Consider the following 24,937-nt stretch of genomic DNA (forward strand, 5'->3'; position numbering starts at 1 on the left):
CTGGCGGCCAAGCCGGATCCTCCGTGAACGGCCGGCGCGCTCGTCAGCCCGAGCCGTGGCGAAAATGGTTGAATCCGGAGGCTGACGCCTTTCGGCAATGTCCGGCCGCATCCTGAATCAGAAGCCCCCGGTGCGACGGCTCAACCGTGCCGATGCGGGTCAACGGTACTCCGACCCGGGCGGACAGTTCCGCCAGGGCCTTGCACCGCTCTACCGGAACGCTGAACAACAATTCGTAATCCTCGCCGCCGGCCAGGGCCAGATCCAGCAAGGACGGATCCCCGGCCAAGGCCTGGCGGAAGGGTTCCGACAGCGGCAGGCAGGCTTCCCGGACCACGGCCCCGACCCCCGAGGCCGTCAGGATGTGCCCCAAGTCCGCCAGCAGGCCATCGGAAACATCGATCATGGCCGTCGCCAGGCCGGTTTCAGCCAGGGCTCGGCCCAACGCCACCCGGGCGGTCGGATCGTGGTGTCGGGCCGCCAGCATGGGCTGCTGCGGCCGGCCCGCGGCCAGATGGCGCAGGGCCAGAGCGCTGTCGCCCAGGGTTCCGGACACGACCAGAACATCACCGGCCCGGGCACCGGCCCGGCGCACCATCTGCTCGGGGGCCACGGATCCTTCAGCGGTGACGCTGATGAGTAGAGGCCCGGAAGAGCGACAGGTGTCGCCGCCGATGAGAACCGTATCGTATTCCCGGGCCGCCTCCAGAAAACCCTCGATGAACTGTTCCAGATCCGCCACCTCCATGGCGGCGGGAATGCCCAGGCCCAGGTAAAGGTGCCGCGGTTGGCCGCCCATGGCAGCGACATCGCTGACATTGACGGTGACGCTCTTGCGCCCCAGGGTCCGCATATCGCTCCAGGCCAGCTGAAAGTGCACCCCTTCGATGAGCAGGTCGGTGGTGGTCAGCAACAGATGACCTGCAGGCACCGTCACGGCCGCGCAATCGTCACCGATGCCGCAGCGTACCGATGCTTCGCTGCGGGCCGCGGCCCGAATCCGCTCGATAAAACCGAATTCCCCCAGTTCCGCCAGTTTCATGGTGCGGGCTCCAGTGCCGCCGACAGCACCTGATCCATGCTCTCGACCAGCTCGATGTGCACCTTGCGGCGCAAAGCGGCGGGAATTTCGGCCAGATCGGCCTGGTTGCGACGCGGCAGCAGCACGCAACGCAGGCGCATCCGCACCGCGGCCAACAGCTTCTCCTTGATGCCGCCGACCGGCAGCACCCGGCCGCGCAGGGTAATTTCACCGGTCATGGCCACCCGACCATCGACCGGCCGTCGGGTCAAGGCGGAAATCAGGGCGGTGGCCATGGTCACCCCGGCGCTCGGTCCATCCTTGGGAATCGCCCCGGCCGGCACGTGGATGTGGATATCGCGCTGCTGGTAGAAGGCCGGATCGATACCCAACTCCAGGGCATGAGAGCGGGCGTAGGACAGGGCGGCCTGAGCGCTCTCCTTCATCACGTCGCCGAGTTGGCCGGTCAGGTGCAGCTGGCCGCTGCCCGGCATGGTGCCGACTTCGATGGTCAAGGTCTCGCCCCCGGCTTCAGTCCAGGCCAAACCGGTCGCCACCCCGATCTGCGGTGCCTCCGGCAGGACGTCGGCATAGTGGCGCGGCGGCCCGAGATAGCCGGCAATCTGCGCCTTGCCCAGTTGCACCGGCCGACTGTCGCCCTCGGCGACCCGACGGGCGACCTGGCGGCAGATGCGGCCCAGTTCCCGCTCCAGATTGCGCAAGCCGGCTTCTGCCGTATAGTCGCTGATGATGGCTGCCAGGGCGTTGTCGGACAGGCTCAAGCACTCCTCGGCCAGACCGCAGTCCTGCCTTTGCCGGGGCAGCAAAAAGCGCCGGGCGATGGCCAGCTTTTCCTCGCTGGTGTAACCGGCCAGGCGGATCACCTCCAGGCGATCCTTGAGCGCAGCCGGAATCGGGTCGAGGACATTGGCGGTGGCGATGAACATGACCCGGGAAAGATCGAAGGGCAAATGGATGTAATGATCGGAAAAGGCGTGATTCTGTTCCGGATCGAGCAGTTCCAGCAGGGCGGCGGAGGGATCGCCGCGGAAATCGGCGCCGCCGACCTTGTCCAGTTCATCCAGCATGAAAACCGGATTGGCGGTCCCGGCCTGCTTCATGCCCTGGATGATGCGGCCCGGCAGGGCGCCGACATAGGTGCGACGATGGCCGCGGATCTCGGCTTCGTCCCGCACTCCGCCCAGGGAAATCCGGACGAAGGTGCGTCCCAGGGCGCGGGCGATGGAGCGACCGAGGCTGGTCTTGCCGACCCCCGGCGGCCCGACGAAGCATAGCACCGGACCTTTTGCCTGCTGCTTCAGCTTGCGCACCGCAAGAAATTCGAGGATCCGTTCCTTGACCCGCTCCAGATCGTGATGATCCTCATCGAGGATGCGCCGGGCCTCCGCCAGATCGAGACTGTCGCGGGTGGTCCGACTCCAGGGCAAATCCACCAGCCAGTCCAGATAGGTCCGCAGCATGGAATATTCCGCCGCTTCGGCGGGCATCTGTTCCAGCCGCCGCAACTGCTTGTCCACCTCCTGCCGGGCTTCGTCCGGCAGCCGAGCCTCATCGAGGCGCGCCTGCAACTCCCGCAGATCGTCGAGCTTGGCGTCGTTCTCCCCCAGTTCGGACTGGATGGCCCGCAACTGCTCGCGCAGGTAGTACTCCCGCTGGGATTTGCCCATCTCCTCCCGGGCCTGATGCTGAATGCGCTGCTGTACCAGGAGCAGGTCCAGTTCCCGCATGAGCAGCGTCTGCACCTGGTGCAAACGCTCCAGGGGATCGATCACCTCCAGCAATTCCTGAACCTGAGGCACACCGAGACCCATGTTGCAGGCCGCCAGATCGGCCAGGGTTCCGGGTTCCGCCACATTCTCGATGGCCGTCAGGGCATCGTCGGACAGCACCCGTCCCAGATCCTGCATTTCAGCCAGTTGCTCGCGCACTGCGCGCATCAACGCCTGCACTTCCGTGGTGGGTTCGGAGCCCGGCGCCGCAAGGGCCACAGGCGTCACCTGCACCCGGAAACAGGGATCGGTAGCCAGGAAGCGTTGCAGGCGGGCCCTGGCCAGACCCTGCACCAGAATCTTGCTGCGGCCATCGGGCAGCTTGACCAGCCGCATGATCATGCCCACGGTTCCGACCCGGAAGAGATCTCCGACCTCGGGATCGTCCTCCCCCGCTTCCTTCTGGGCGACGAGAAAAACCAGCCGATCCCCTTCCAGGGCTTCATCGACGGCCGTCTGCGAGCGCCGGCGGCCAATCACCAGGGGCAAAATCATGTGCGGGAAGACCACCGCGTCCTGAACCGGCAGCAGCGGCAACTCGGTCGGCAGCGGCAAGTCCCGGGCCAGGGGATCCAAGGGGTTCTCCGGGCCCGGAAAGGGAATGGATGATCTCTGGCGTGGCAATTTCATACCGGTCATTCTCCCTGTCGCGGCTGGAGGGCAAAGACATACCGCGCTTCACCCGCACACTCCCCCTTGGCGTCGAAGCGCCGTTCCACAAAACGGACCCGCCCGTCGCGGCCCATCAACAGCACCGTCGAACACCGGGTACCGTAGTCGCCGCCTGGCACGAAAATGGAGGAAAATCGCCGTTCCCGGTCCCCATCGAGGCCGGTTTTCGGCAGTTGCTCCTTCGGCGGCTGCCAGCGGTCGGACAGCAAGGCCCAAAAGTCCTCGGGTCGCGGTTCGGGCCTGGCCAGCAGCGGGGCGAGCAGGTCCTTGGCCCGCTGGACCTTGCTCCAGGGGGTATCGAGCAGATGGTTGCTGAGACCGTATATCCCGGGCGCGAGCAGGCGCGGTGCACCATCCCGGTTGGAGCAATAGCCCAACTGGCGCCCATCGCCCGCCAGCAGGTTGAAACCGGCAAACTGCATGCCATGCCGGGCGACGCCGGCCAGGTAATCCGCCGGCGAGGCCTTGCCGCGCAAAAAAGCGCTCACCAACCCGCCCCGCGACGGACCGCCAGGCGCGGCCGCCTCCCGTACATTGCTCAAAGCAGCGAAACGACCGCAGCGGGTCACCCCGAGCCAGGTTCCCCCAGCCTGCAGATCGCGCCCGGCCAGGATGTGCGGTTCCCGGGGCCAGAAGGCGGCCGCAGCGGCAGGCCGCTGAAAGCTTTCGTCACGGTTGGCCGCCAGCACCAGGGAAAAGTCCGGATGCTGCCGCCAAGCCAGGACAATCAGGCACATGCCGGATCATCCAGAGGCCGGCGCGCGACAATCCCGGCCAGGCTGCCGCCCCGATGGGACTGCTCCAGACCTTCTTCATGCAGCAGCACCTGCCAGCCGGCAAACATTTGCAGCAACTCCCCGGGGGCCAGGGCGAAGGCGGGATTGCCGGGCCCGCCGGGAAAGGGGCCGGCCAGGCTGAAGGTGCGCAGGATGGCGACACCGCCGGGACGGACCGCCTGCCGCAAGGCCGGCAGCAGGGAGCGCTGCAGGTAGAAAAACTGCATCACGACATCATAGCCACTGCCGGGCAGGCGGCAGGTCCGCTCCAGATCCATCTGTCGCAGGGCGATGTTCAGATGTCTGCTGCGCGCGACCTCCAGCACCTGCGCCAGGGCTTCGACAGAATCGTCCACGGCGGTGACGTCATACCCCCGCTCAGCCATGAACAGCGCATTGCGTCCCCGGCCGCAGGCCACGTCAAGCGCCCGTCCCGGTGGCAGCAGGGGCAGGGCCCGGCGCAGCCAAGCGTCGGCAGAGAGGGGCTGGTCCGCCCGTTGCTGCCAGATGTTGTTCCATTTATCGGGCATCTGCCGTCCGCCTTCCGGATCTCTTTCCAAGCCCTGCCGCCTCCAGGTCCGCAGCCGGCCTTCGGCCGCTCAGCGTTGCTGCAGCCATGCCATGTATCGCGCCACGCCCTCCTCGACGGGCAAAAAGGGATCGGTGTAACCCGCCGCCCGCAAGCGGCTCACATCGGCTTCGGTAAAGCTCTGGTAGCGCCCCTTGAGATGTTCGGGGAAGGGAATGTAGCGCAGTTCGCCCTCGTCGTGAGCGGCCAGCACCGCGCGGGCGACATCGTTGAAAGGCTGGCTGCGACCGGTGCCGACATTGAACAGGCCCGATACCTCGGGGTGATCGAGGAACCACAGGTTGACCTTTACCACGTCGTCCACATAGACGAAGTCCCGCCGTTGCTCGCCGTCGCCATAGCCGTCACAGCCTTCGAAGAGCTTGACCACCCCTTCGGTCAACAACTGGTTGCGCATGTGAAAAGCGACGCTGGCCATGCTGCCCTTGTGCTGCTCACGCGGTCCGTAGACATTGAAGTAGCGAAAACCGGCCACCTGGCTGCAGGCTTTCGGCATCAACCGGCGAACATACTGATCGAACAGGGCTTTGGAATAGCCGTAGACGTTCAGCGGTCGATCGAATTCCGGTTCTTCGCGAAACACCTGGCCGCCGCCATAGGTCGCCGCGCTGGAGGCATAGATGAAGGGAATCCGGCGCGTCAGACAGTAATGCAGCAGATCCTTGGAATAGCCGTAGTTGTTGGCCATCATGTAACGGCCGTCCCATTCCGTGGTGGTGGAGCAGGCGCCCTGATGCAGAATCGCTTCGACCCCGCCGAACTCGTCGCCGGAACGGACCCGCTGCAGAAACTCGTCCTTGTCCAGATAGTCCGCAATACGGGCATCGGCCAAATTGGCGAATTTGGTTCCGTCCTGCAGATCGTCCACCACCAGGATGTCGGTACGCCCTCTGGCATTGAGGGCCTGAAGAATATTGCCGCCGATAAAACCGGCGCCACCGGTTACGATAATCATGGCCTTGATCCTCCTCTGCGGATTGTGCCGGAGCCACTCCCTGCAACGGCCCGATCCTTCGTCTTCTAGCATGCCGCAGGCTTGCCTGCAAGCCAAACCCGAATTATTCATGCAGACTTCTGCGACAACCGTGCCTGCCACGCCATCCCAAGCCGTGCTTGGCCTGATCTGACCCACATGGGCCGGTTGCGCGTCGCAGCCTCAGAAACAGCGTGGGTGGGACCGTCAGCCTTCCGCCGGCAACCCGGCTGGAAAAACGTCCTCCGAGCCGGCGAGAAAGGCCTCCAGCCGCCGCAGAGCCTCGAGCGTCGGCGCCGCCACCAACGGCACCTCGGGCAGGGAGCGCAGAAACATGCGCCCATAGCCTTTTTTCACCACCCGTGCATCAAGGATCAGCACCACGCCGCGATCGGCACGATGGCGGATCAGGCGGCCGAAGCCCTGTTTGAACTTGATGACCGCCTGCGGCACGGTGTAGGCCATGAAGGGATCGCCGCCGCGGGCGGCGATGGCCTCGGCGCGGGCCGCCAAAACCGGTTCTGTCGGCACCTTGAAGGGCAGGCGGGTGATGATCACCTGCTCCAGGGCACGGCCGGGCACATCCACCCCTTCCCAGAAGGAATCGGTGGCAAACAGCACGCTGGCCGGATCGGCGGCGAATTTCTTCAACAGGCCGTGGCGATTTTCCTCGCCCTGGCGCAGGCAGGGATAACCCCGGGCGCCGAGGATCGGGGCCAGTTGCCCATGGACCTGGTGCAGCAGACCGTAGGCGGTGAACAGCACAAAGGAACGGCCGCCCGCCGCCAGCACTGCCTGCTCGGTCAGATCACGCACCATCTCCGGATAGCCGGCGCGCCCCGGCTCCGGGATGTCCGTCGGCACCACCAGCAGCGCCTGCCGAGCGAAATCAAAGGGGGAGTGAAGCAGCAGTTCGTGCATCCGACCCGGCTCGATGCGATCCAGGCCGACCCGACCGGCCAGATAGGCGAAGGACTCGCCGACGGTCAGGGTGGCGCTGGTGAGTACCACGCTGCGAAAGCGATCATAGAGTCCCTCTTTGAGTTCGCCGGCCACCTCCAGAGGTGCGGTACAGAGCCGGGTGAGCAGCCCGCGACCGCGGCCGATGCGGGCCTCCCCCACCTCGAACCAGGCGCAGGTACCTTCATCCTCGTGGATGAAGAGCGCCAGATCGGCACCGATACCGGCCAAACGGCCGATAAGGCCGCGCAAATCCGTCAGGGGCGAGGCCAATTTTTCAGCCACCGCCTCAGGCGCACGTTCGCAGTCCAGCAGCAGGGCCTGCAGCGCCCCGGCCAGCTCGCCGATGCCGGCGGTCAGGCGGCGCAGCCGCTCCACGGCGCTCTGCCAGAATTCTCCGGCCCGCAAATCCGGCACCACCCGCAGCCGCAGGTCTTCCCGGCCGGCCTTCCGGCCGAGATGTTCGAGCAGCTCCTGGCCCAGGCTTTCCAGCAGTTGTGGGGCCTGATCGAACAGCTGCTGGCGAAGGACCAGGGTCGTTTCCAGGCGCTCGTAGAGGCGCCGGTACAAGACATCTTCGCTGTCGGGCAACTCCTTGGCCAGCAGGGCCAGCAACCGCGGCAAGGCGCCTTTGTCCGGCTTGCGCGGATGGCGCAGCTTGCCGAGCAGGCGGCCGAAGGTAAAGCGGCTGACCTGGGTGGCGAAGTAATGGGTGGCAACGTCTTCCAGGTGATGGGCCTCGTCGAGAATCACCCGATCGAAGGGCGGCAGCACGGCGGCGGCCGTATAGTTGTCCGTCTGCCGGCGCAATGCCAGATCCGACAGCAACAGGGCATGGTTGACCACCAGCAGGTCGGCCTGGGCGGCATGGCGCCGGGCCTTGTGGAAAAAGCAGGCGCTGTAATGGGGACAGCGCACCCGGGCACACTGGTCGACCTCGCACTGCACCTCTTCCCAGACTTCCCGCCGCGGCGGCACCGGCAGGTCCTCGCGCGAGCCGACCTGGCTGCGTGCGCCCCATTCCAGCAAGGCAGCGAGTTCGGCGTTGAGTTCGGGATCGAACAGGTCCGGCTCCAGCCGCGCTCCCTCGGCGCGCCGGTGACAAAAATAGTTGTTCCGACCCTTGACCAGAACCGCCCGGAACTTGAGACCGGTGGCACGCTGCAGGAAGGGCAGATCCTTGCGGATCAGCTGCTCCTGGAGGTTGATGGTGTTGGTCGATACCACCAGCCGTTCTTCGTTGGCCAGGGCCCAGAGAATGGCCGGCACCAGATAGGCCAGGCTCTTGCCGGTGCCGGTGCCGGCCTCGATGACCGTCACCCGATCACCATTCAGGGCTTCGCCCACCGCCAGGGCCATGCGCAGCTGCTCGGGACGCTCCTCGTAGCCGGGGAGGGTGCGGGCGACCACTCCCGTGGGGCCGAGAATGGCGGCGATGGCCTGGGGTTCAAGGTGCTGCGCCCGGCGCGGAGAGAAGGGCTCCACCACCCTATACACACTTTCCACAGGGTTATCCACAATCAGAAAGCCGACGCCCTGGGCGCCGAGCCGGCCGGCAATATCCAAATCGGCGGCGGAGGGCCGTAACCGGCCGCCGGGATGATTGTGAATCACCACGTCGCCGTAACGGCACTCCTGCAGAATGGCGGGCACCGCCTGCTCATTGCCCCGCGCCAGCACCCGCGCCTCGACGACACGCAGATCGGCATCGGTGCGGCCGAGAAAAAAAACCTCCTGACCGCCGGCTTCGGCGATGGCCTGACGCAGAAAAGCGGCAGCCCGGGCTGTAAAACTCTGGTCCATGGATGATCCTGTCGGCAAGGCAGGCTATTATAAGTGAGACGGGAGCGGAAGGAAAGTTATCCCGTACCCTTCGCGGCACGCCTTCTGGGTCACCATGGCCTTGGCCGAGGCTTGACGCCCAGGCAGGCGACAGCTAGAATCCGTCGACCGTCACCCGATCCGGAGGATTGCCGTGTACAGCCTGAAAGTCATGGAGCACTTCTGCAACCCACGCAACGTCGGCTACCTGGAGGAGGCCAGCGTCGCCGTCCAGTATGGCGACCCGGCCTGTGGCGACTGTCTGTTGATTTTCCTGCGGGTGGAAGGAAACGTGATTCGGGATATGAAATACAAGGTCCTCGGTTGCGCCGCCGCCATCGCCACCGCTTCGGTGACCAGCGAACTGGCCATCGGCCGCACCATCGAAGCGGCCCTGCAACTCACCGAAGAGCAGGTGGCGGAAGCTCTGGACGGCCTGCCGCCCGGCAAGATGCACTGTTCCAACCTGGCGGTGGGCGCCTTGCGCGCCGCGTTGCGGGTCTATCTGAGCCGGCAGGAAGAGGCCGAGGTGGTGATTCGCCGCTCCGAAGCCGACACCCGGTAAATCAGTTCCCTGCCGGATCACCGGTCCGCATGCCTCTCACCCCTTGACCACCGCCAGCGGCCGCAGGCGTGCCACCACCCGGCCGATGCCGGCCTGTTGCACCACTCCCACCACCTCGGCGACGTCCTTGTAAGCTTCGGAAATTTCCTCGGCCACGGTATCGCGCCCGGCGGCCCGCAGCACAATGCCCCGGGCTGCCAGTTCCGTGAAGATGTTGCGGCCGCGGGCCAGGTGCTTGGCGGCATGGCGGGACAGCACCCGGCCGGCCCCATGACAGGTGGAACCGAAGGTTTCCGCGTAGGCCGCCGCGGTACCAAGCAGGACGTAGGAATAGCGCCCCATGTCGCCGGGGATGAGCACCGGTTGACCGATGGCCCGATAGGCGGCCGGCACTTCCGGATGACCGGGCGGGAAGGCCCGCGTCGCCCCCTTGCGATGCACGCACAGGCGCCGCATGGCACCGGCCACCTGGTGCTGCTCCCACTTGGCGATATTGTGGCAGACATCGTAAATGACCGACAGCTGCAGGGCCCCGGCACTGCGGCCAAGCACCTGCTCGAAGGATTCGCGCACCCAGGCCGTGATCAGCTGCCGGTTGGCAAAGGCGAAGTTGGCGGCACAGGCCATGGCCGCCAGATACTGGCGGCCCTCCGGACTGGACAGGGGCGCACAGCACAGCTGTCGATCGGGCAGGCTGATACCGTACTTGGCCGCGGCTCGCAGCATGACACGCAGGTAGTCGTCACATACCTGGTAGCCGAGTCCGCGGCTGCCGGTATGAATGGTGACCGTGACCTGCCCGGGAAACAACCCCAGGACCTCGGCCGCGGGCCCGTCGATGATGGTGTCGACGACCTGGACTTCCAGGAAATGGTTGCCGGAACCCAGGGTGCCGAGCTGATCGCGGCCGCGCTCCAGGGCCCGCTCCGACAGCAGGTCGGGATCGGCGCCTTCAATGCATCCGCCCTGCTCGATATGCCGGAGATCCTCCTCCCGGCCCAAACCGCGGCGCACCACCCAGGCGGCTCCTTCGCGCAGCACCTTGTGCTCTTCGGCCACGGTCAGGCGCAGATCGCGGCGATGGGAACCGACCCCCGACGGGACGTTGCGCAGCAAGGTATCGGCCAGTTCCGTCAGGCGCGGCCGAATGTCGGCCACCTCCAGCTGCGAGCGCAGCAGGCGCACGCCGCAGTTGATATCGTAACCTACCCCCCCGGGGGAAACCACCCCCTGGTCCGCATCGAAGGCGGCGACACCGCCGATGGGAAATCCGTATCCCCAATGGATGTCGGGCATGCCCAGGGACGGCCCGACGATGCCCGGCAGCATGGCAACGTTGCGTACCTGCTCCAAGGCCTGCTCACGGCGCAGCACTTCCATCATGGCGGCACTGGCGTACACCAAGCCTTCGGTCCGCATGGCGCCTTCCCGAGGGATGCGCCAGCGGCAGGCATCAATCTGCTGAACCGGAACGCTCATGGCCTCTTGTCTCCCGAATGCCTGCGGCCGCCGGAGGTCACAGGTCGAGGTAGACCCGCGCGAGCCATCCCTGCCGGGTCCGCCGCACACAGAGCTGATGGTAGGTGACCGCCTTGACCTCGCGCTGCGGACGGTCCTGTTGATCCGTCATGCCGCGCACCGCAATCCGGCCGCGCAGGCTGCCATCCTCCACCTTTTCCAGCAAAATAGCCTGTGGCCACCTGCCGCGACCCTGCACCAAGTGCAGCACTTCGTTCAGCCACCAAACCAGCAACTCTTCCAGATCGTCGCAATCCAGTTCCATGGGCACGACCTGTTCCACCGCGCCCGGGCCCGGACCGCCCCCCAGTACCGCCAGCAGGCCGCGCGCCGCCTGGACGAACAACGCCTCCCGGCTGGCCGCCGTCGCTTCGATGCCCATGTCGGCGGTATGTTCCAGCAACCGGAAACCGTCTCGGTCCGGTGGCCGATCCCCACCGACCGCAGACCCGTCACATTCGCCGGGCTGCCGATCCGAAGCGGCCATGTCTCATACCTCGCGCTGCCAACAGACCCGGCAGATGGCATGCTTGTCGTCCCAGGCGATATCCAGTTCGCCCTGATGGGCTTTGTTCATGGCCCGACCCAGGTGCTCGGCCAGTTTTTCCTCCGTGGTCTCGATGATCAGTGCTTCCCCCTCCCGCTCCATGCGCATGATCCGCTCCAACGGATTCTTGGCCATGGCCTTGCTCTCTTCATTCTGCAGCAGATTACGGATTTCCTCCTCGTGGCGCCAGAGATACTCTCCACGCAAGGTGACATAGCCTTCCGGATAACGATCCTCCATCTTGCGGCAGGCCGGACAGGTCACCTTGCGGACTTCGGCATCCCTGGCCAGCACCTCATATTCAGCCGCGTCCCGATACCAGCGTTTTTTGCGGTAAATCGCCTGGCACCCTGCGCAGACCGCCGGTTCCGGCAACCCTTCGCCCTGCAGATAGGGATCGGAACTGGTTTCGGCCCGCCCTCGTTTATCGCTGATACCAAATTTTCTGGAGTCTTTTTGCATAGTTGCCCCCTTGAAAAAGAGTATTGCGGCTCTTCTTCCAGTATAGCATCCCGCATGGGCTTGTATAGAAAACGACGGGGCAAGGTTTATGGGGCGGGATTTGGATCCTGGTCCTGCTCCTCACGACGCTGGCGCTCCAGCTCGCGGCGGGTCAGTATAAAAAGGTTGCGGAATCCGGCAGCGATGCCGAAAAAGAGAAACAAGAGCGTCATCCACGGGGCCGTGCCGAGTCGGCGATCCAGGTAGTACCCCATGGCCAGGCCGATGAGAGAGGCGGCAACCATACTGATGCCGAGACCGGACAAAAAACCGATGGAGCGAATCAGGCGCGGGCGATCTTCAGGCATGGCAACCATCCCGATGGCAAACACAAGGCTACATGAAAAGACGCACGAAGTGACCGAACAACTGCTCGTCGACATCGGCCACGACCGTTTCCCGCATGAACTTCAGGGCCTCGAAGGTGCTGCGCCGGGTATGATAGGGGCGATTCGACGTCAGGGCTTCATAGATATCCGCCAAGCGGCAGATGCGGGCGTAGGGATGGATGTCCGGGCCGGTCATGCCATAGGGATAACCGCTGCCATTATCCCGCTCATGATGTTGCAACACGATGGTGCGCACCTCGTCGGTCAGCATGTGACTTTCCTCCAGCAACCGGAAACCGTCTTCGACATGCCGATTCATGATTTGCCGTTCCGCCGCCGTCAACGCCCCGGGCTTGTTGAGAATTTCGAGGGGTACCAGGCATTTGCCCAGATCGTGCAGAAAAAAGCCGGCTCCCAGGCGGTGCAGATCGTGCTGCGGGTCCTCGCCGAAAAAAAGACGGGCCAGGGCCAGGGCAAAAATGCCGACATTGGTCGAATGGACATAGGTGGCATGGTCGAAGGAGGTCAGCCGCACCAGATGTCGGGCGGCCTCGTCGCTGGCCACGATGAGTTCCACCGTCGGCGCAATGATTTCGCTGGCCTGACTGACGAAGGCCGCCCGCGGTTCCTCGCAGATACGGCGCAGAACCTCGCGGCAGGCCACCTGCACCGCCTGGGCCTTGGCGGCGGCGGAGATGGATGGATCGCGAATCAGACGCGTCAGGGACTCCTTGAGGAAACGGCTGTAGGATGTCGCCGCCTCGCGACGGATATACAGAACCTCCGTACCGAACTGCTTCAGGCGAATTCGGCTGTCGCCATCAAATTCATGGCCCTGGGCGGCAAACAGCACATATTCCCCGCCCTGCAGGCGTCGAAACAAATCACAGGGGCAGGAACCGCCCAGAAACAGGGAATCGACATCGATGGGCAGCAGGTTGGCCGCTTCGACCTCGGCAAGCAATACCGTCAATCCTTGTCCCTCCTGTCCCCTGCCATCTGCCCGCATGAGGCGCCAAGCCGTTCCGGTCAGGAATTCAGATAGGTCGTAATGTTGGCCGCGATGGTCTGGAATATACGCGTGAATTCCTGCTCGTCCCGCTCCAGAAGGGTGATGCGGAAACCCTGTTCCGGGGTGCAGAAGGACGACAGGGGCACCACGCAAATACCGGTGGACGCCAGGAGATAATAAACGAATCGCTTGTCCAGGGAAATCCCCGGCTGGTTGACCAACCCCTCGACCAGGTTGCGCACGTCCTCATTGGCAATGGGCAGGGTCTGCCGGTGGGTAAGCAGTTCGCGGTTGATCACCACACTCATGTAAAAGGCACCGTTGGTGCGGTTGGCCTTGATGCCCGGCACCTCCTTGAGAACCTCGTAGGCGATGTTCGAGGCCCGTTCGTAACGGGCTTTGCGTTCCTCCAGGTAGGCCCGGTATTCCGGATGGGCCAGCAGACGGGGAATGGCCTTCTGCGGCAAAGTGGTGGAGCAGACTTCGACCATCTTGGCGTTCAGTATGCTTTGCACATAGCGCTGGAACATGGGGTCCTTGTCGGCGTTGTAGACCTCCATCCAGCCGCAGCGTGCCCCCGGCCAGGGAACTTCCTTGCTGATGCCGCGCAGTGCCATGCCGGGAACATCGCCGATGATATCGCTCAGGGGTTTGGTCGACTGGCCGTTGAACACCAGGTTATGATACACCTCATCGCAGATGACGAACAGGTCGTATTCCTTGGCGATGGCGATCATCTCCCGCAGAATGCGCTCCGGATAGACCGCTCCGGTGGGATTGTCGGGATTGATGATCAGGATGCCGGCGATGGCTGGATTGTATTTAACCGACAGACGCAGATCATCCAAATCGGGGTACCAGTGATTATCCGGGTCGAGGCGATAGGAGATAGGGCGGGTGCCGGCATGGGCCGCTTCGGCCGAGGAATGGGTGGAATAGGTCGGCGACGGTCCGATAACCCGGGATTCCCGGCGCAGGAAACCGTACACCTTCTGGATGGCGTCGCCGAGACCGTTGAAAAACAGGATATCGTCGGGACGAATCTGGGCTTTGCCGCGCAGGTTGGTCTGCTCTGCCAGGAATTCGCGGGTTTCCAGCACCCCGCGGGTCGGGCAATAGCCGTAGGTACAATCCTCCATGACCAGATCGGCTACCACTTTTTTGATCCAGCGCGGAATTTTTTCTCCCTTGGCAATGGGATCACCGATATTTTCCATGTTGGTCTTGATACCCATCCGCTGCAGGGTATCGGCAATCTCGACGATAGCCCGTATTTCGTAGGTCAATTCTCCGGCGCCGATGTGTACGATGTCGTTGCGCATGCCCTTCTCCCTACCCTTCCCCGTTGATCCGCCACTGGCCTGGCCGGCCAAAAAAGAAAAAAGCCACGGGCAACAAGCCCATGGCCTCACTGCTGATGCCCGAACCGGTCTTCAGGCGGCAAGACGATGAGCCCCGGGGCGGCTTACGGCCGCTGCGCGGCGAGCTCGCCGCGGGCTTGCTGCACACCTGGTGCCCTGCTGGCTGGGTTGCATAACTACCTCCTGAAGACAGATGGATCTGGTTAGCACAGGTACAGGCCAAAGTCAATATCCTCGGCAAGCCCTCTGTTCCTATGGGGGATTTTGTGGTATAAACAGCCCCATTCTGGAAGGGAGCCTGAGTTTACTACTATGAACAGCAAACAAATCATCCCCATTATTCTCTGGTCTCTGGCCGGTCTGCTGGTGACCGGCTGTGCCCTGCTGCTGGCCGGTTATCTGTGGGTGGCCGCCAGCCTGCCCAAGGTGGACACCCTGGCCGACTATCATCCACCCATCGTCACCCAAGTGTTCGCCGACGACGGAACGGTGCTCGCCGAATTCGCCCAGGAGCGGCGCATCCTGGTACCGGTCAACAGCATGCCCGAGCTGCTACTGCAGTCCTTCGTCGCTGCGGAAGACGCCAATTTCTATCGGCATCCCGGCATCGATTTGCTCTCCATTCTGCGCGCCGCCATGAAAAATATCCTGGCCGGCGGTATCCGGCAGGGCGGCAGCACCATTACCCAGCAGGTCGCCAAAAGCCTGCTGCTGACCCCCGAACGCAAATTTTCCCGCAAGTTCAAAGAGGCCATCCTGGCCTGGCGCATCGAGAAGAAACTGGCCAAGGAGGATATTCTCTACCTGTACCTGAACCAGATCTACCTCGGGCACGGCGCCTACGGTGTGCAGGCGGCGGCGGAAAACTATTTCGGCAAAAATGTCAACCAGTTGACCCTGGCGGAGTGCGCCATGCTCGGCGGCCTGCCCCAGGCTCCCAGCCGCTATTCGCCCTACCGCAATTATCCGGCCGCCAAGGAACGCCAGCGCTACGTCTTGGCCCGGATGGTCAAGGAAGGGTTTATCACGGAGGAAATGGCCGCCGCCGCGGATCGGGAGACCATCAAGATTCAGCCGCGCCCGGCCCGCCAAGTGGCCGGCTCCGATTATTTTACCGAGCAGGTGCGCCGCTATATCGAAGAACGCTACGGCGCGCAGGCCCTGACCTACGGCGGACTCAAAGTCTACACCACCATGAATGTCGAAATGCAGCAGGCGGCCCAGGAGGCGGTGCAGTCCAATCTGCGCCGCCACGACCGCCGCTGGGGATTTCGCGGCCCGCTGCGCACCCTCAGCGCCGGGGAACAAAACATCTTTGTGGCTCGCCAGGAAGCCACCATCGAGCAACCGCCGGCGCCGGGCAGCCTGATCGAAGGGGTACTGACCGGCCAGGAGCAGAATCGCCTGCTGGTGCGGGTCGGCCGTTTTACCGGCAGCATTCCCCTGTCCTCCCGCGATTGGCTCGGCCAGTTGACCGTCGTGCCGCGAGGCCAGCCGGCCCAAACCCAGCGCGGCCGGGGCCGCCTGCAGATGCCGGTCGGCTCGGTGCTGCTGTTGCGGGTCAGCAAGGTGGAAGGGCAGCATCTGGTTTTGGCTCTGGAACAGGTTCCCGAAGCCCAAGCGGCTCTGGTAGCCCTGGATCCGAACAACGGCCAGGTCAAGGCCATGGTGGGCGGCTACGATTTTCGGCACAGCCAGTTCAATCGAGCCATTCAGGCGCGGCGATTGCCGGGTTCCGCCTTTAAACCGCTCATCTACGCCGCGGCGTTGGACAAGGGCTATACTCCGGCGACCATCGTCATGGACACTCCCGTCAGTTTTCCGGGGGGCGGCCGGGAATGGAGCCCGAAAAATTATGACGGCACCTTCCGTGGTCCTTTGACCGTGCGCCAGGCTCTGACCCACTCCAACAATGTGGTAACGGTCAAAATGCTGCAGGATATCGGGGTCCGGTATGCCATCGGCTATGCGCGTAAACTGGGCATCCAGTCGCCCCTGAACAACGACCTCACCTTGGCCCTGGGGTCCTCGGCGGTATCGCCGCTGGAGTTGGCGACCGCCTATTGCGCTTTTGCCAATGGCGGGGTACGGGTCAATCCCGTTTATGTCACCAAGGTGGTGGATCGCACCGGCCGGGTGCTGGAATCCATCGATCCGGCTGATTTTCCCGGTGGTCCCGGCCGCGATCAACAATGGATCCGGCTGTCTCCGGAACGGGTCATCTCGCCGGAAACCGCCTTTCTCATCACCAACCTGATGGAAAGCGTCGTCCAGGAGGGAACCGGTCAAATCGCCAAATCCCTGGCCCGGCCGGTGGCGGCCAAGACCGGCACCACCAACGACCTCAAGGATGCCTGGTTCGTTGGCTTTACCCCGCAATTGGTGGCCCTGTCCTGGGTCGGTTACGATCAGGAACGCTCCCTGGGATATGGCGAAACGGGTGCCCGGGCCGCGGCGCCGGCGTGGTTGGATTTCATGCAGAGGGCCGTGCGCCATATGGCTCCACAGTCCTTCCATATCCCGGACAGCATCGAATTTCGGCCCATCGACCGGGCCAGCGGACTGCTCGCGCCCGAGGATCGGGCCGATGTCACCATCGAAGCCTTTGCTCCGGGCACGGCACCGACCCGTTTTGCCGACCAGGTCGAGCAGCCACGGAGCATGGATTTCTATCAACTGGATCTGGAAGAGGAAAACTGAGGGAATCCGTCAGGCGACGCCCGTGCGGGGACACAGGGCCAGCACCGGACAAGAATGGCAGGCAGGACGGGAGGCGCGGCAGATCGCGCGGCCATGGTGAATCAGCAGATGGCTGGCCATGGTCCAGCGCTCGGTCGGCAGCCGAGGGCAAAGGTCCTGCTCGATACGCACCGGATCCGTTTGCTTGGTCCACCCCAAACGCCACGATACCCGCCGCACATGGGTATCGACGGCCAGACCGGGCACGGAAAAGGCGTTGCCCAGAACCACATTGGCGGTCTTGCGCCCGACTCCCGGCAGTGCCACCAGATCCTCCATCCGCTCCGGGACCTGACCGGCATGCCGCTGCAGCAGGGCCGCGGCACAGGCAATCAGATTCGCCGCCTTGTTGCGGAAAAATCCGGTGCTGCGAATCAGGTTTTCCAACTCCCCTTGGTCGGCGCCGGCCATGGCGTCCGGGTTGGGAAAGCGCTGAAACAGCGGACCGGTCACCAGATTCACCTGGCGATCGGTACATTGCGCCGACAGGATGGTGGCCACCAGCAATTGCCATGGCCCGTCAAAGTGCAGGGCACAGCGAGCCTCGGGATAGGTATCTGCAAGAATCTCCAGCACCCGGATCATCTGCCTCGTAGTCGCCTTCTCAGGCACGGTTCACCTCCGCCTAAAACCGGGTTATCCACTTTTTCCACAGAGTTATCCACAAACCGCCCAACTCCCTTGGCGACGGGAGATAGCAGTCCATGGCGGGAGTCGAAGACAACCGGCGAGAGCCTCCCAAAGACCCTCAGTGGCAACCCGGAACGATTTCCATGGATCGACGGCCGATGAGAGGCGAGCGGGCATAGTTGCGGGGATCGAACAGCCGCAAGGTGTACAGCAGGGGCAGATGGGTTGAAGCACAGCGAGCCTGGCGTCCGCGATAGATGCGAACATCGATGATCTGCAATTGTCCGCCCAGATAGGCCCGGTCCGGGGCCCAAAGGGGCCAGGAAGCCGGAAAGGTGGCCGGCCAGAAGGGGCGCCGGGCCAAGCGCAACACGGTACCGCCAACGGGCAGAGAGGCACCGCCCCAGCGGCGGTCGCCAAAATCCCCCAGGATCAGAAGGGGGCAACCGCTGCTGAACCGACCCAGCAATTGCGGGTCCTGCAGGGCCAAGAGCTGTCGGCGCCGCTCCACGGCGCTGCCCCGGCATTGAACATTGCACAGGTGCAGCAACCGACCCGCTACATGGGCGTCGGCACGAAGAAAGGCTCCCCCCTCGCGGGCCACAATCTGCAGATCGTTGAGGGGATAGTAGGACAGGAAGGCGGTGCCTCCGGCCGCAAAGGGCCCGTAACGGTACATGGCCAGCCGCTCCGCCAGGCAAGCCAGCTGCTGGTCGCCGGCGTCGCATTCGGCCTCCTGAAGCGCCAGGATGTCGGGTGCGGCACGACTCACCACCTCCAGCACGCGGTGCGGTTCAATCTTGCCATCGACGCCCTGCCAACGGTGCAGGTTGTAGGTCATTACACGGATGGCGTACATGGCGCCTCCGGTGCCGGCATGCGTCCGGTCAGTCCTGTTCCGCCTTTAACTGGCGGTTCATGAGATCCAGAACCGCCGACCGCGGCGGTTTTGCTTCGTAAAGAATCCGGTACATCTCGTTGATAATCGGCGTTTCCACTCCCAGCTTCGCCGCCAACTGATAGGCCGACAGGGCGGTTTTCAGGCCCTCGGCAACCACGCGCATGCCGGAGAGAACATCCTCCAACTTACGACCGCGCCCCAATTCCAGGCCGACGGTGCGATTGCGGGACAGGTCGCCGGTGCAGGTCAGCACCAGATCGCCCATGCCGGACAAACCATGAAAGGTCTTTTCCTGGGCGCCCATGGCGACACCGATACGGGTCATCTCCACCAGCCCGCGACTGATCAGGGCCGCCCGGGCATTGTAGCCGTAACCCAGCCCATCGCAGATGCCTGCCGCCACGGCAATGACGTTTTTCAGGGCCCCGCCCAACTCGACGCCGATGACGTCGCCGCTGCGATAGACCCGGAAGTAGTGGCAGCTAAATAGCTCCTGCACTTGGCGCGCCACCGCTTCATCAGCCGCCGCCACGGTTACGGCCGTCGGCATCTCCGCGGCTACCTCCCTGGCAAAGGTCGGGCCTGACAGGAAGGCCAGGCAACGGAATTTTTCCGCCGGAAGAATTTCCCGCAGAACTTCGGACATGGGCAGCAGAGAGTCGTTCTCAATTCCCTTGGCGGCCGAAACCAGAATGGTGCCCGGTGCGATGTGAGGTTCGGCCTGGCGTACCACATGGCGCATGACCTGCGACGGAGCCACCAGCACCAGCAATTCCTTGCCGGAAGTCACCTCGGCCACGTCATGAGTAAAATCAAGCTTGTCGTCCAGAGTGAAACCGGACAGGTAGAGATCGTTCTTGCGGTTTTGCCGCATGCGCTCGACCAGATCCGCCTCATAGGCCCACAGGGTCACGGCATGACCCTTTTTGGCCAGCAAGTCGGCCAGGGTCGTTCCCCAGGCCCCCGCCCCAATGACTCCGATTTTCATGCATCCTCCCGATGTGGAAATCAGCCTCCCGCCGAAAACAATAACGCACCGACTGGCAGCCGTTTTGCGAACCGATGGGGCCCCAACCCAAACCATTGACAGGAACAGCTTTTGAACGAGGTTCCTTTTTCCCGTGGGACCATCAAGATCCCGCCGGCAACGGTCACCCTGCCAACAGCCGGCCCGGTGTCATGCCGGGCATTATAAAAGAAGGCCGGTTAAAAACCTAGCGGCAAAAACCTCGGATCGTTCAGAACCACGGGTCAGATCTGGTCGTCTCCGTCCGGCTCGATCTCTTCGGCCGACAATTCTTCATCGACCTCCTCCGGCACATCATCCACGCCGTTTTCCTCATCCTTTTCCGCCAGCTTGGCCACGGCGACGATGCGTTCCCCGCTTTCCAGCACCATCAGCCGCACCCCTTGGGTATTGCGTCCGATAATGGACAGGTCGGCCACCCGGGTGCGCAACACCTTGCCGCCATCGGTAATGAACATCAAATCGTAGTCATCGTTGATGAGCTTGATATCCACCACCTTGCCGTTACGATCCGATGTCTTGATGGTGATGATGCCCTTACCGCCGCGCCCCTGCTGGCGATACTCCTCCAAGGAGGTTCGTTTGCCATAGCCGTTTTCGGTGACCGTCACCAAGGTCGCAGCCGTGGTATCGGAAACCACTTCCATACCGATAACTTCATCTCCGGCCTCCAGCTGCATGCCGCGCACACCGCGCGAAGTGCGGCCCATGGGCCGCGCTTCGGCCTCGGAGAAGCGGATGGCCTGGCCGTTGCGGCTGGCCAGCAGCAGATCCATGCTGCCGTCGGTGAGTCGGGTGGATACCAGCCGATCACCCTCGTCGATGGTCAGGGCGATGATGCCGCCGGCCCGAGGATTGGCATAAGCCATGAGATCGGTTTTCTTGACGATGCCGTTCTTGGTGGCGGTAACAATGAATTTTCCCTCGCTGAAATCCTTCACTGCCAGGATGCTGGTGACCGTTTCGCCGCTGGCCAGTTGCAGCAGGTTGACAATCGCCTTGCCGCGCGCAGCCCGTCCGCCCTGGGGGATTTCGTGGACCTTGAGCCAATACACCTTGCCGGCATCGGTAAACACCAGGATATAGGCATGGGTCGAAGCCACGAACAGCTGTTCGACGAAATCCTCCTCCTTCGGCCGCATGCCGGTGACCCCCTTGCCGCCGCGGCGTTGGGCCCGGTAGAGGGAAACCGCGTTGCGCTTGATATAGCCGGCATGGGAGACGGTCACCACCATGTCCTCATCCACGATGAGGTCTTCGAGGGACAATTCGCCGACCTGACCGATGATTTCCGTGCGCCGCGGATTGGCGAACCGCTCCCGGATATCCAGCAACTCCTGCTTGATGATGTTGAAAATCTCGACCTCGCTGGCCAGGATTTCCTTGAGGCGCTCGATGAGGGCCAGGATGTCCCGGTATTCGGCCAGGATCTTCTCACGCTCCATGCCGGTCAGGCGGTGGAGGCGCAACTCCAGGATTGCCTGGGCCTGTCGCTCGGAAAAACCGAAGCGGGCAATGAGCGCCTCCTTGGCCTCGCGCGGATTGGCGGCCCCTTTGATGATGGCAATGACCTCGTCGAGGTTATCCAGGGCGATCTTGAATCCTTCCAGGATATGGGCCCGCTCCTCGGCCTTGCGCAGTTCGAAGATACAGCGCCGGATGACCACGTCCTTGCGGTGATCCAGAAAGCGGTCCAATACCTCACGCAGGGTCAATACCCGGGGTTGACCATTGACGATGGCCAGCATGATGATGCCGAAGGAACTCTGCATCGGTGTCATCTTGTAAAGCTGGTTGATGGTCACCTGAGGAATGGTTTCCTTTTTCAGTTCCACCACCACGCGGATACCGTCGCGGTCCGACTCGTCGCGCAGATCGGAGATCCCTTCCAACTTCCGATCCTTGACCAACTCGGCGATTTTTTCGATGAGGCGGGCCTTGTTGACCTGGTAGGGAATTTCCGTCACCACGATGCGTTCCCGTCCGGTCCGGCGATCCTTTTCGACCAATACCCGGGCCCGCATCTGGATGATGCCGCGCCCGGTTTCATAAGCCTGGCGAATGCCTTCCCGGCCGAGAATAAAGCCTGCAGTGGGAAAATCAGGACCCGGAATGAGAGCCATCAGTTCATCGATATGAATGGTCGGGTCATCGATGATGGCAACCAGCGCATCGATGACTTCGCCAAGGTTGTGCGGCGGGATCTTGGTGGCCATGCCGACGGCAATCCCCTCCGAGCCGTTGACCAGCAAATTTGGAAACTTGGCGGGCAGAACCAGGGGTTCCTGCAAGGAATCGTCATAATTGGGCCCGAAATCCACCGTTTCCTTATCCAGATCCGCCAGCAATTCATGGGCCAGGCGCGCCATTCGGATTTCGGTATAACGCATGGCGGCGGCACTGTCTCCATCCAGCGAACCGAAATTGCCCTGGCCGTCCACCAATGGATAGCGCATGGAAAAATCCTGGGCCAGACGGACGATGGTGTCGTACACGGCGGTATCGCCATGGGGATGAAACTTACCGATGACATCGCCGACCACACGCGCCGATTTTTTGTAGGGTTTGTTGTAATCGTTGCCCAGTTCGTGCATGGCATACAGAACCCGGCGATGCACCGGCTTGAGCCCGTCCCGGACATCCGGCAAGGCGCGGCCGATGATTACGCTCATGGCGTAATCCATATAGGATTTGCGTAGTTCGTCCTCAATGTTGACAGGTATTTTGTTCTGTTCCGAAAGCATGAATAAATCCTCCGCGGGTCCGCGGTCCCGCTATATTTTCCACCAGCGGCCCAAAGGGCAGGGTTAAATATCCAGGTTGGATACGTTCAAAGCGTTGTTTTCGATGAATTCTCGCCGCGGTTCAACCTGATCTCCCATCAGGATGGTAAAGATCTGGTTGGCTTCAACGGCATCATCGACCTTGACCTGTAGCAGGACGCGTTTTTCCGGATCCATGGTGGTTTCCCAGAGCTGATCCGGATTCATCTCGCCCAAGCCTTTGTAGCGCTGAACATACTGCCCCTTGCGGGCCCGCTCCTGGAAGAACATCAGCATTTCCTGGTAATCGGACGCAATGTTGTCAGGTTGCCCCTCGACGCTGATGGTTGCGCTCTGACCGCCGAACACCTCCTCGACCTTGCCATAGGCCTGCAACAGCAACTGATACTCGTGGGACGACAAGACCTCCAGCACCGCACGATCGATGCGCGCCCGCACATTACCGAAGGTAAACAGGATACGGTCCGGATCACTCAACAGTTGATAGGTGGCGCGGGGTTCCGATGCCTGCAGCCTTTCCAACAAGGGCGAGAGATCGAGCATGTCCTCGAAGCCGTTGCGCACCTTGCCTTGGACAAATACCTTCAGGACCTCCCGATTGACGCCTTTATGAACCATCTTCGCAAACAGTTGATTGTATTCTACAACCCGGTTGAGGGTCGGAATAATTTGGTTACCCCGCAAAACCTTGCCGCTGTGTTCCAGTTGCACGACACAGCCATCAACCCCCTCGTTGAGCAGATATTCCGTCAGGGCGTTTTCATCCTTGAGATACCGTTCCTGCTTGCCCTTCTTGGCTTTGTACAGCGGCGGCTGGGCAATGTAGAGGTGACCCCGTTCGATCAACTCAGGCATTTGCCGGAAAAAGAAAGTCAACAACAGGGTTCGGATATGGGATCCGTCGACGTCGGCATCGGTCATGATGATGACGCGATGATAGCGCAGTTTGCTGACATCAAAATCGCCCTTGCCGATGCCGGTACCCATGGCGGTAATCAGGGTCCGCACCTCGTTGGAGGTCAGCATCTTGTCGAAACGGGCTTTTTCGACATTCAGGATCTTGCCCTTCAGAGGCAGGATGGCCTGAAAGCGGCGATCACGTCCCTGCTTGGCGCTACCACCGGCGCTGTCGCCCTCGACCAGGTAGATTTCGCACAGGGCCGGATCCTTTTCCTGGCAATCGGCCAATTTGCCGGGCAGGGCAAGGCCATCCAGCGCCCCCTTGCGACGCGTCAGATCGCGGGCCTTGCGGGCCGCCTCCCGGGCGCGGGCCGCATCGATGCCTTTTTCCAGAATGCGTTTCGCCACCTGAGGATTTTCTTCCAGATAAGTCGCCAGTTTTTCGTTGACTAAGGTTTCGACATAGCCCTTGATTTCCGAATTTCCCAGTTTGGTTTTGGTCTGGCCTTCGAACTGCGGTTCGGGCACCTTGACGGAAATCACCGCCGCCATGCCTTCGCGCAGATCTTCTCCGGAGATGGTGGTCTTGATGTTCTTCAGCAGATTATTGGCGGTCGCATAGCTGTTCATGGTCCGTGTCAACGCTGCCTTGAAGCCGATCAGATGGGTCCCACCCTCGTGGGTATTGATATTGTTGGCAAAGGAAAATAACTGCTCATCGTACCCATCGTTGTACTGCACGGCGATTTCGATACCGACACCTTCCCGCTCACCGCTGATGAAGATGGGTTCCGGATGCAAAGGGGTCTTGGCCCGGTTCAGGTACTGAACAAAGGAGACAATACCGCCTTCGTAATGAAAATCATGTCTTTTTTCGCTGCGTTCATCCAGAATATGAATCTGGACGCCGCCATTTAAAAATGCCAACTCACGTAGGCGGCGTGACAGGATCTCGAAGGAAAATTCCGTGGTTTCAAATATCTCGGGATCCGGCCAAAAGGTGATGCGGGTCCCTTTTTTGGCCGTGGTGCCATCTTCGTGCAGCGGTGCGTCCGGTACGCCGCGCTGATAACTTTGCCGATAGATATGTCCTTTCCGGCGTATTTCCAGTTCCAGTCGGTGCGACAGAGCATTCACCACCGAGACCCCGACCCCGTGCAAGCCGCCGGACACCTTGTAGGAGGCCCCATCGAACTTGCCGCCGGCATGCAGGACCGTCATGACAACTTCCGCGGCGGACACATTCTGAGTGGGGTGCATATCAACCGGTATGCCGCGGCCATTGTCCTCTACGGTCACGGAACCATCCAAATGGATGACGATATTGATTTCGTCACAATAGCCCCCCAGCGCCTCATCGATGGAATTGTCCACCACTTCATAAACGAGATGATGCAAACCCAGGCTGCCCGTAGAGCCGATATACATGGCCGGTCTTTTTCTTACTGCCGATAGACCTTCCAAAACTTTGATGCTGTCCGCACCATATTCCTTTTCACTGCTTCCCATGTCGTTATCCTTC

At 62.4% G+C, this 24,937-nt stretch carries 19 protein-coding genes; 2 read left to right on the top strand and 17 right to left on the bottom strand.

The window, feature by feature from the left end; all coding sequences use genetic code 11:
• Positions 1 to 43 precede the first annotated feature (43 nt).
• The 6 genes from thiL to JQN68_RS07950 form a co-directional block, all read right to left on the bottom strand.
• Positions 44 to 1,042 carry a thiamine-phosphate kinase gene (gene thiL / locus JQN68_RS07925; protein ID WP_225072520.1) on the bottom strand — a complete coding sequence of 333 codons (999 nt, stop codon included), beginning with the start codon at positions 1,040 to 1,042 and terminating at the stop codon, positions 44 to 46.
• The gene (gene lon / locus JQN68_RS07930; protein WP_225072521.1) at positions 1,039 to 3,441 is read right to left on the bottom strand and encodes an endopeptidase La; all 2,403 of its coding nucleotides are present in this window, start codon (positions 3,439 to 3,441) and stop codon (positions 1,039 to 1,041) included. The genes thiL and lon overlap by 4 nt, the downstream gene beginning before the upstream one ends.
• Before the next feature lie 5 nt (positions 3,442 to 3,446).
• Positions 3,447 to 4,220, bottom strand: coding sequence for an NRDE family protein (locus JQN68_RS07935; RefSeq protein ID WP_249621105.1), 774 nt, complete (start codon positions 4,218 to 4,220; stop codon positions 3,447 to 3,449).
• On the bottom strand, positions 4,211 to 4,789 hold the full coding sequence (locus JQN68_RS07940; RefSeq protein ID WP_249621106.1) for a methyltransferase domain-containing protein: 579 nt from the start codon (positions 4,787 to 4,789) through the stop codon (positions 4,211 to 4,213). Before JQN68_RS07940 ends, JQN68_RS07935 begins: the two co-directional genes overlap by 10 nt.
• A 69-nt stretch (positions 4,790 to 4,858) precedes the next feature.
• Complete coding sequence (gene rfaD, locus JQN68_RS07945; protein WP_225072524.1) at positions 4,859 to 5,803, bottom strand: ADP-glyceromanno-heptose 6-epimerase; 945 nt, start codon at positions 5,801 to 5,803, stop codon at positions 4,859 to 4,861.
• A 225-nt stretch (positions 5,804 to 6,028) separates the two neighbouring features.
• Entirely contained in the window at positions 6,029 to 8,584 is a 2,556-nt protein-coding gene (locus JQN68_RS07950; protein ID WP_225072525.1) for a helicase C-terminal domain-containing protein, read from the bottom strand.
• A gap of 172 nt (positions 8,585 to 8,756) precedes the next feature.
• Between JQN68_RS07950 and JQN68_RS07955 the strand changes: the two genes are divergently transcribed.
• Positions 8,757 to 9,167, top strand: coding sequence for an iron-sulfur cluster assembly scaffold protein (locus JQN68_RS07955; RefSeq protein WP_225072526.1), 411 nt, complete (start codon positions 8,757 to 8,759; stop codon positions 9,165 to 9,167).
• A 36-nt stretch (positions 9,168 to 9,203) separates the two neighbouring features.
• On the opposite strand, the gene JQN68_RS07960 is transcribed toward JQN68_RS07955, so the two are convergent.
• The 6 genes from JQN68_RS07960 to JQN68_RS07985 all read right to left on the bottom strand — a co-directional run bounded on the left by JQN68_RS07960 (position 9,204) and on the right by JQN68_RS07985 (position 14,396).
• Entirely contained in the window at positions 9,204 to 10,646 is a 1,443-nt protein-coding gene (locus tag JQN68_RS07960) for an RtcB family protein (protein ID WP_225072527.1), read from the bottom strand.
• Between the two features lie 37 nt (positions 10,647 to 10,683).
• A complete protein-coding gene (locus tag JQN68_RS07965) occupies positions 10,684 to 11,172 on the bottom strand; it encodes an archease (RefSeq protein WP_225072528.1) in 489 nt (162 codons plus the stop codon).
• A 3-nt stretch (positions 11,173 to 11,175) separates the two neighbouring features.
• Positions 11,176 to 11,694 carry a BCAM0308 family protein gene (locus JQN68_RS07970; protein ID WP_225072529.1) on the bottom strand — a complete coding sequence of 173 codons (519 nt, stop codon included), beginning with the start codon at positions 11,692 to 11,694 and terminating at the stop codon, positions 11,176 to 11,178.
• 86 nt (positions 11,695 to 11,780) lie between these two features.
• A complete protein-coding gene (locus JQN68_RS07975) occupies positions 11,781 to 12,041 on the bottom strand; it encodes an AtpZ/AtpI family protein (RefSeq protein ID WP_225072530.1) in 261 nt (86 codons plus the stop codon).
• 28 nt (positions 12,042 to 12,069) lie between these two features.
• On the bottom strand, positions 12,070 to 13,035 hold the full coding sequence (locus JQN68_RS07980; RefSeq protein ID WP_225072531.1) for an HD-GYP domain-containing protein: 966 nt from the start codon (positions 13,033 to 13,035) through the stop codon (positions 12,070 to 12,072).
• A 56-nt stretch (positions 13,036 to 13,091) separates the two neighbouring features.
• Positions 13,092 to 14,396, bottom strand: coding sequence for a pyridoxal phosphate-dependent aminotransferase (locus JQN68_RS07985; RefSeq protein WP_225072532.1), 1,305 nt, complete (start codon positions 14,394 to 14,396; stop codon positions 13,092 to 13,094).
• Between the two features lie 351 nt (positions 14,397 to 14,747).
• Between JQN68_RS07985 and JQN68_RS07990 the strand changes: the two genes are divergently transcribed.
• On the top strand, positions 14,748 to 17,135 hold the full coding sequence (locus JQN68_RS07990; protein ID WP_225072533.1) for a penicillin-binding protein 1A: 2,388 nt from the start codon (positions 14,748 to 14,750) through the stop codon (positions 17,133 to 17,135).
• Positions 17,136 to 17,144: 9 nt separating this feature from the next.
• Here the strand turns inward: JQN68_RS07990 and nth are convergent, their stop codons facing one another.
• From nth to gyrB, 5 genes are all read right to left on the bottom strand, one after another.
• A complete protein-coding gene (gene nth, locus JQN68_RS07995; RefSeq protein WP_225072534.1) occupies positions 17,145 to 17,786 on the bottom strand; it encodes an endonuclease III in 642 nt (213 codons plus the stop codon).
• Between the two features lie 136 nt (positions 17,787 to 17,922).
• Entirely contained in the window at positions 17,923 to 18,663 is a 741-nt protein-coding gene (locus JQN68_RS08000) for an endonuclease/exonuclease/phosphatase family protein (protein WP_225072535.1), read from the bottom strand.
• A gap of 28 nt (positions 18,664 to 18,691) precedes the next feature.
• Positions 18,692 to 19,693 (bottom strand): NAD(P)H-dependent glycerol-3-phosphate dehydrogenase, encoded by a 1,002-nt coding sequence (locus JQN68_RS08005; protein WP_225072536.1) that lies wholly within the window; start codon positions 19,691 to 19,693, stop codon positions 18,692 to 18,694.
• 263 nt (positions 19,694 to 19,956) lie between these two features.
• A complete protein-coding gene (gyrA, locus tag JQN68_RS08010) occupies positions 19,957 to 22,476 on the bottom strand; it encodes a DNA gyrase subunit A (RefSeq protein WP_225072537.1) in 2,520 nt (839 codons plus the stop codon).
• Between the two features lie 63 nt (positions 22,477 to 22,539).
• Complete coding sequence (gene gyrB, locus JQN68_RS08015) at positions 22,540 to 24,924, bottom strand: DNA topoisomerase (ATP-hydrolyzing) subunit B (RefSeq protein WP_225072538.1); 2,385 nt, start codon at positions 24,922 to 24,924, stop codon at positions 22,540 to 22,542.
• Positions 24,925 to 24,937: the final 13 nt, after the last annotated feature.

The sequence above is a fragment of the Desulfuromonas sp. CSMB_57 genome, from assembly GCF_020194955.2.
GTDB lineage: Bacteria > Desulfobacterota > Desulfuromonadia > Desulfuromonadales > Syntrophotaleaceae > JAFCIY02.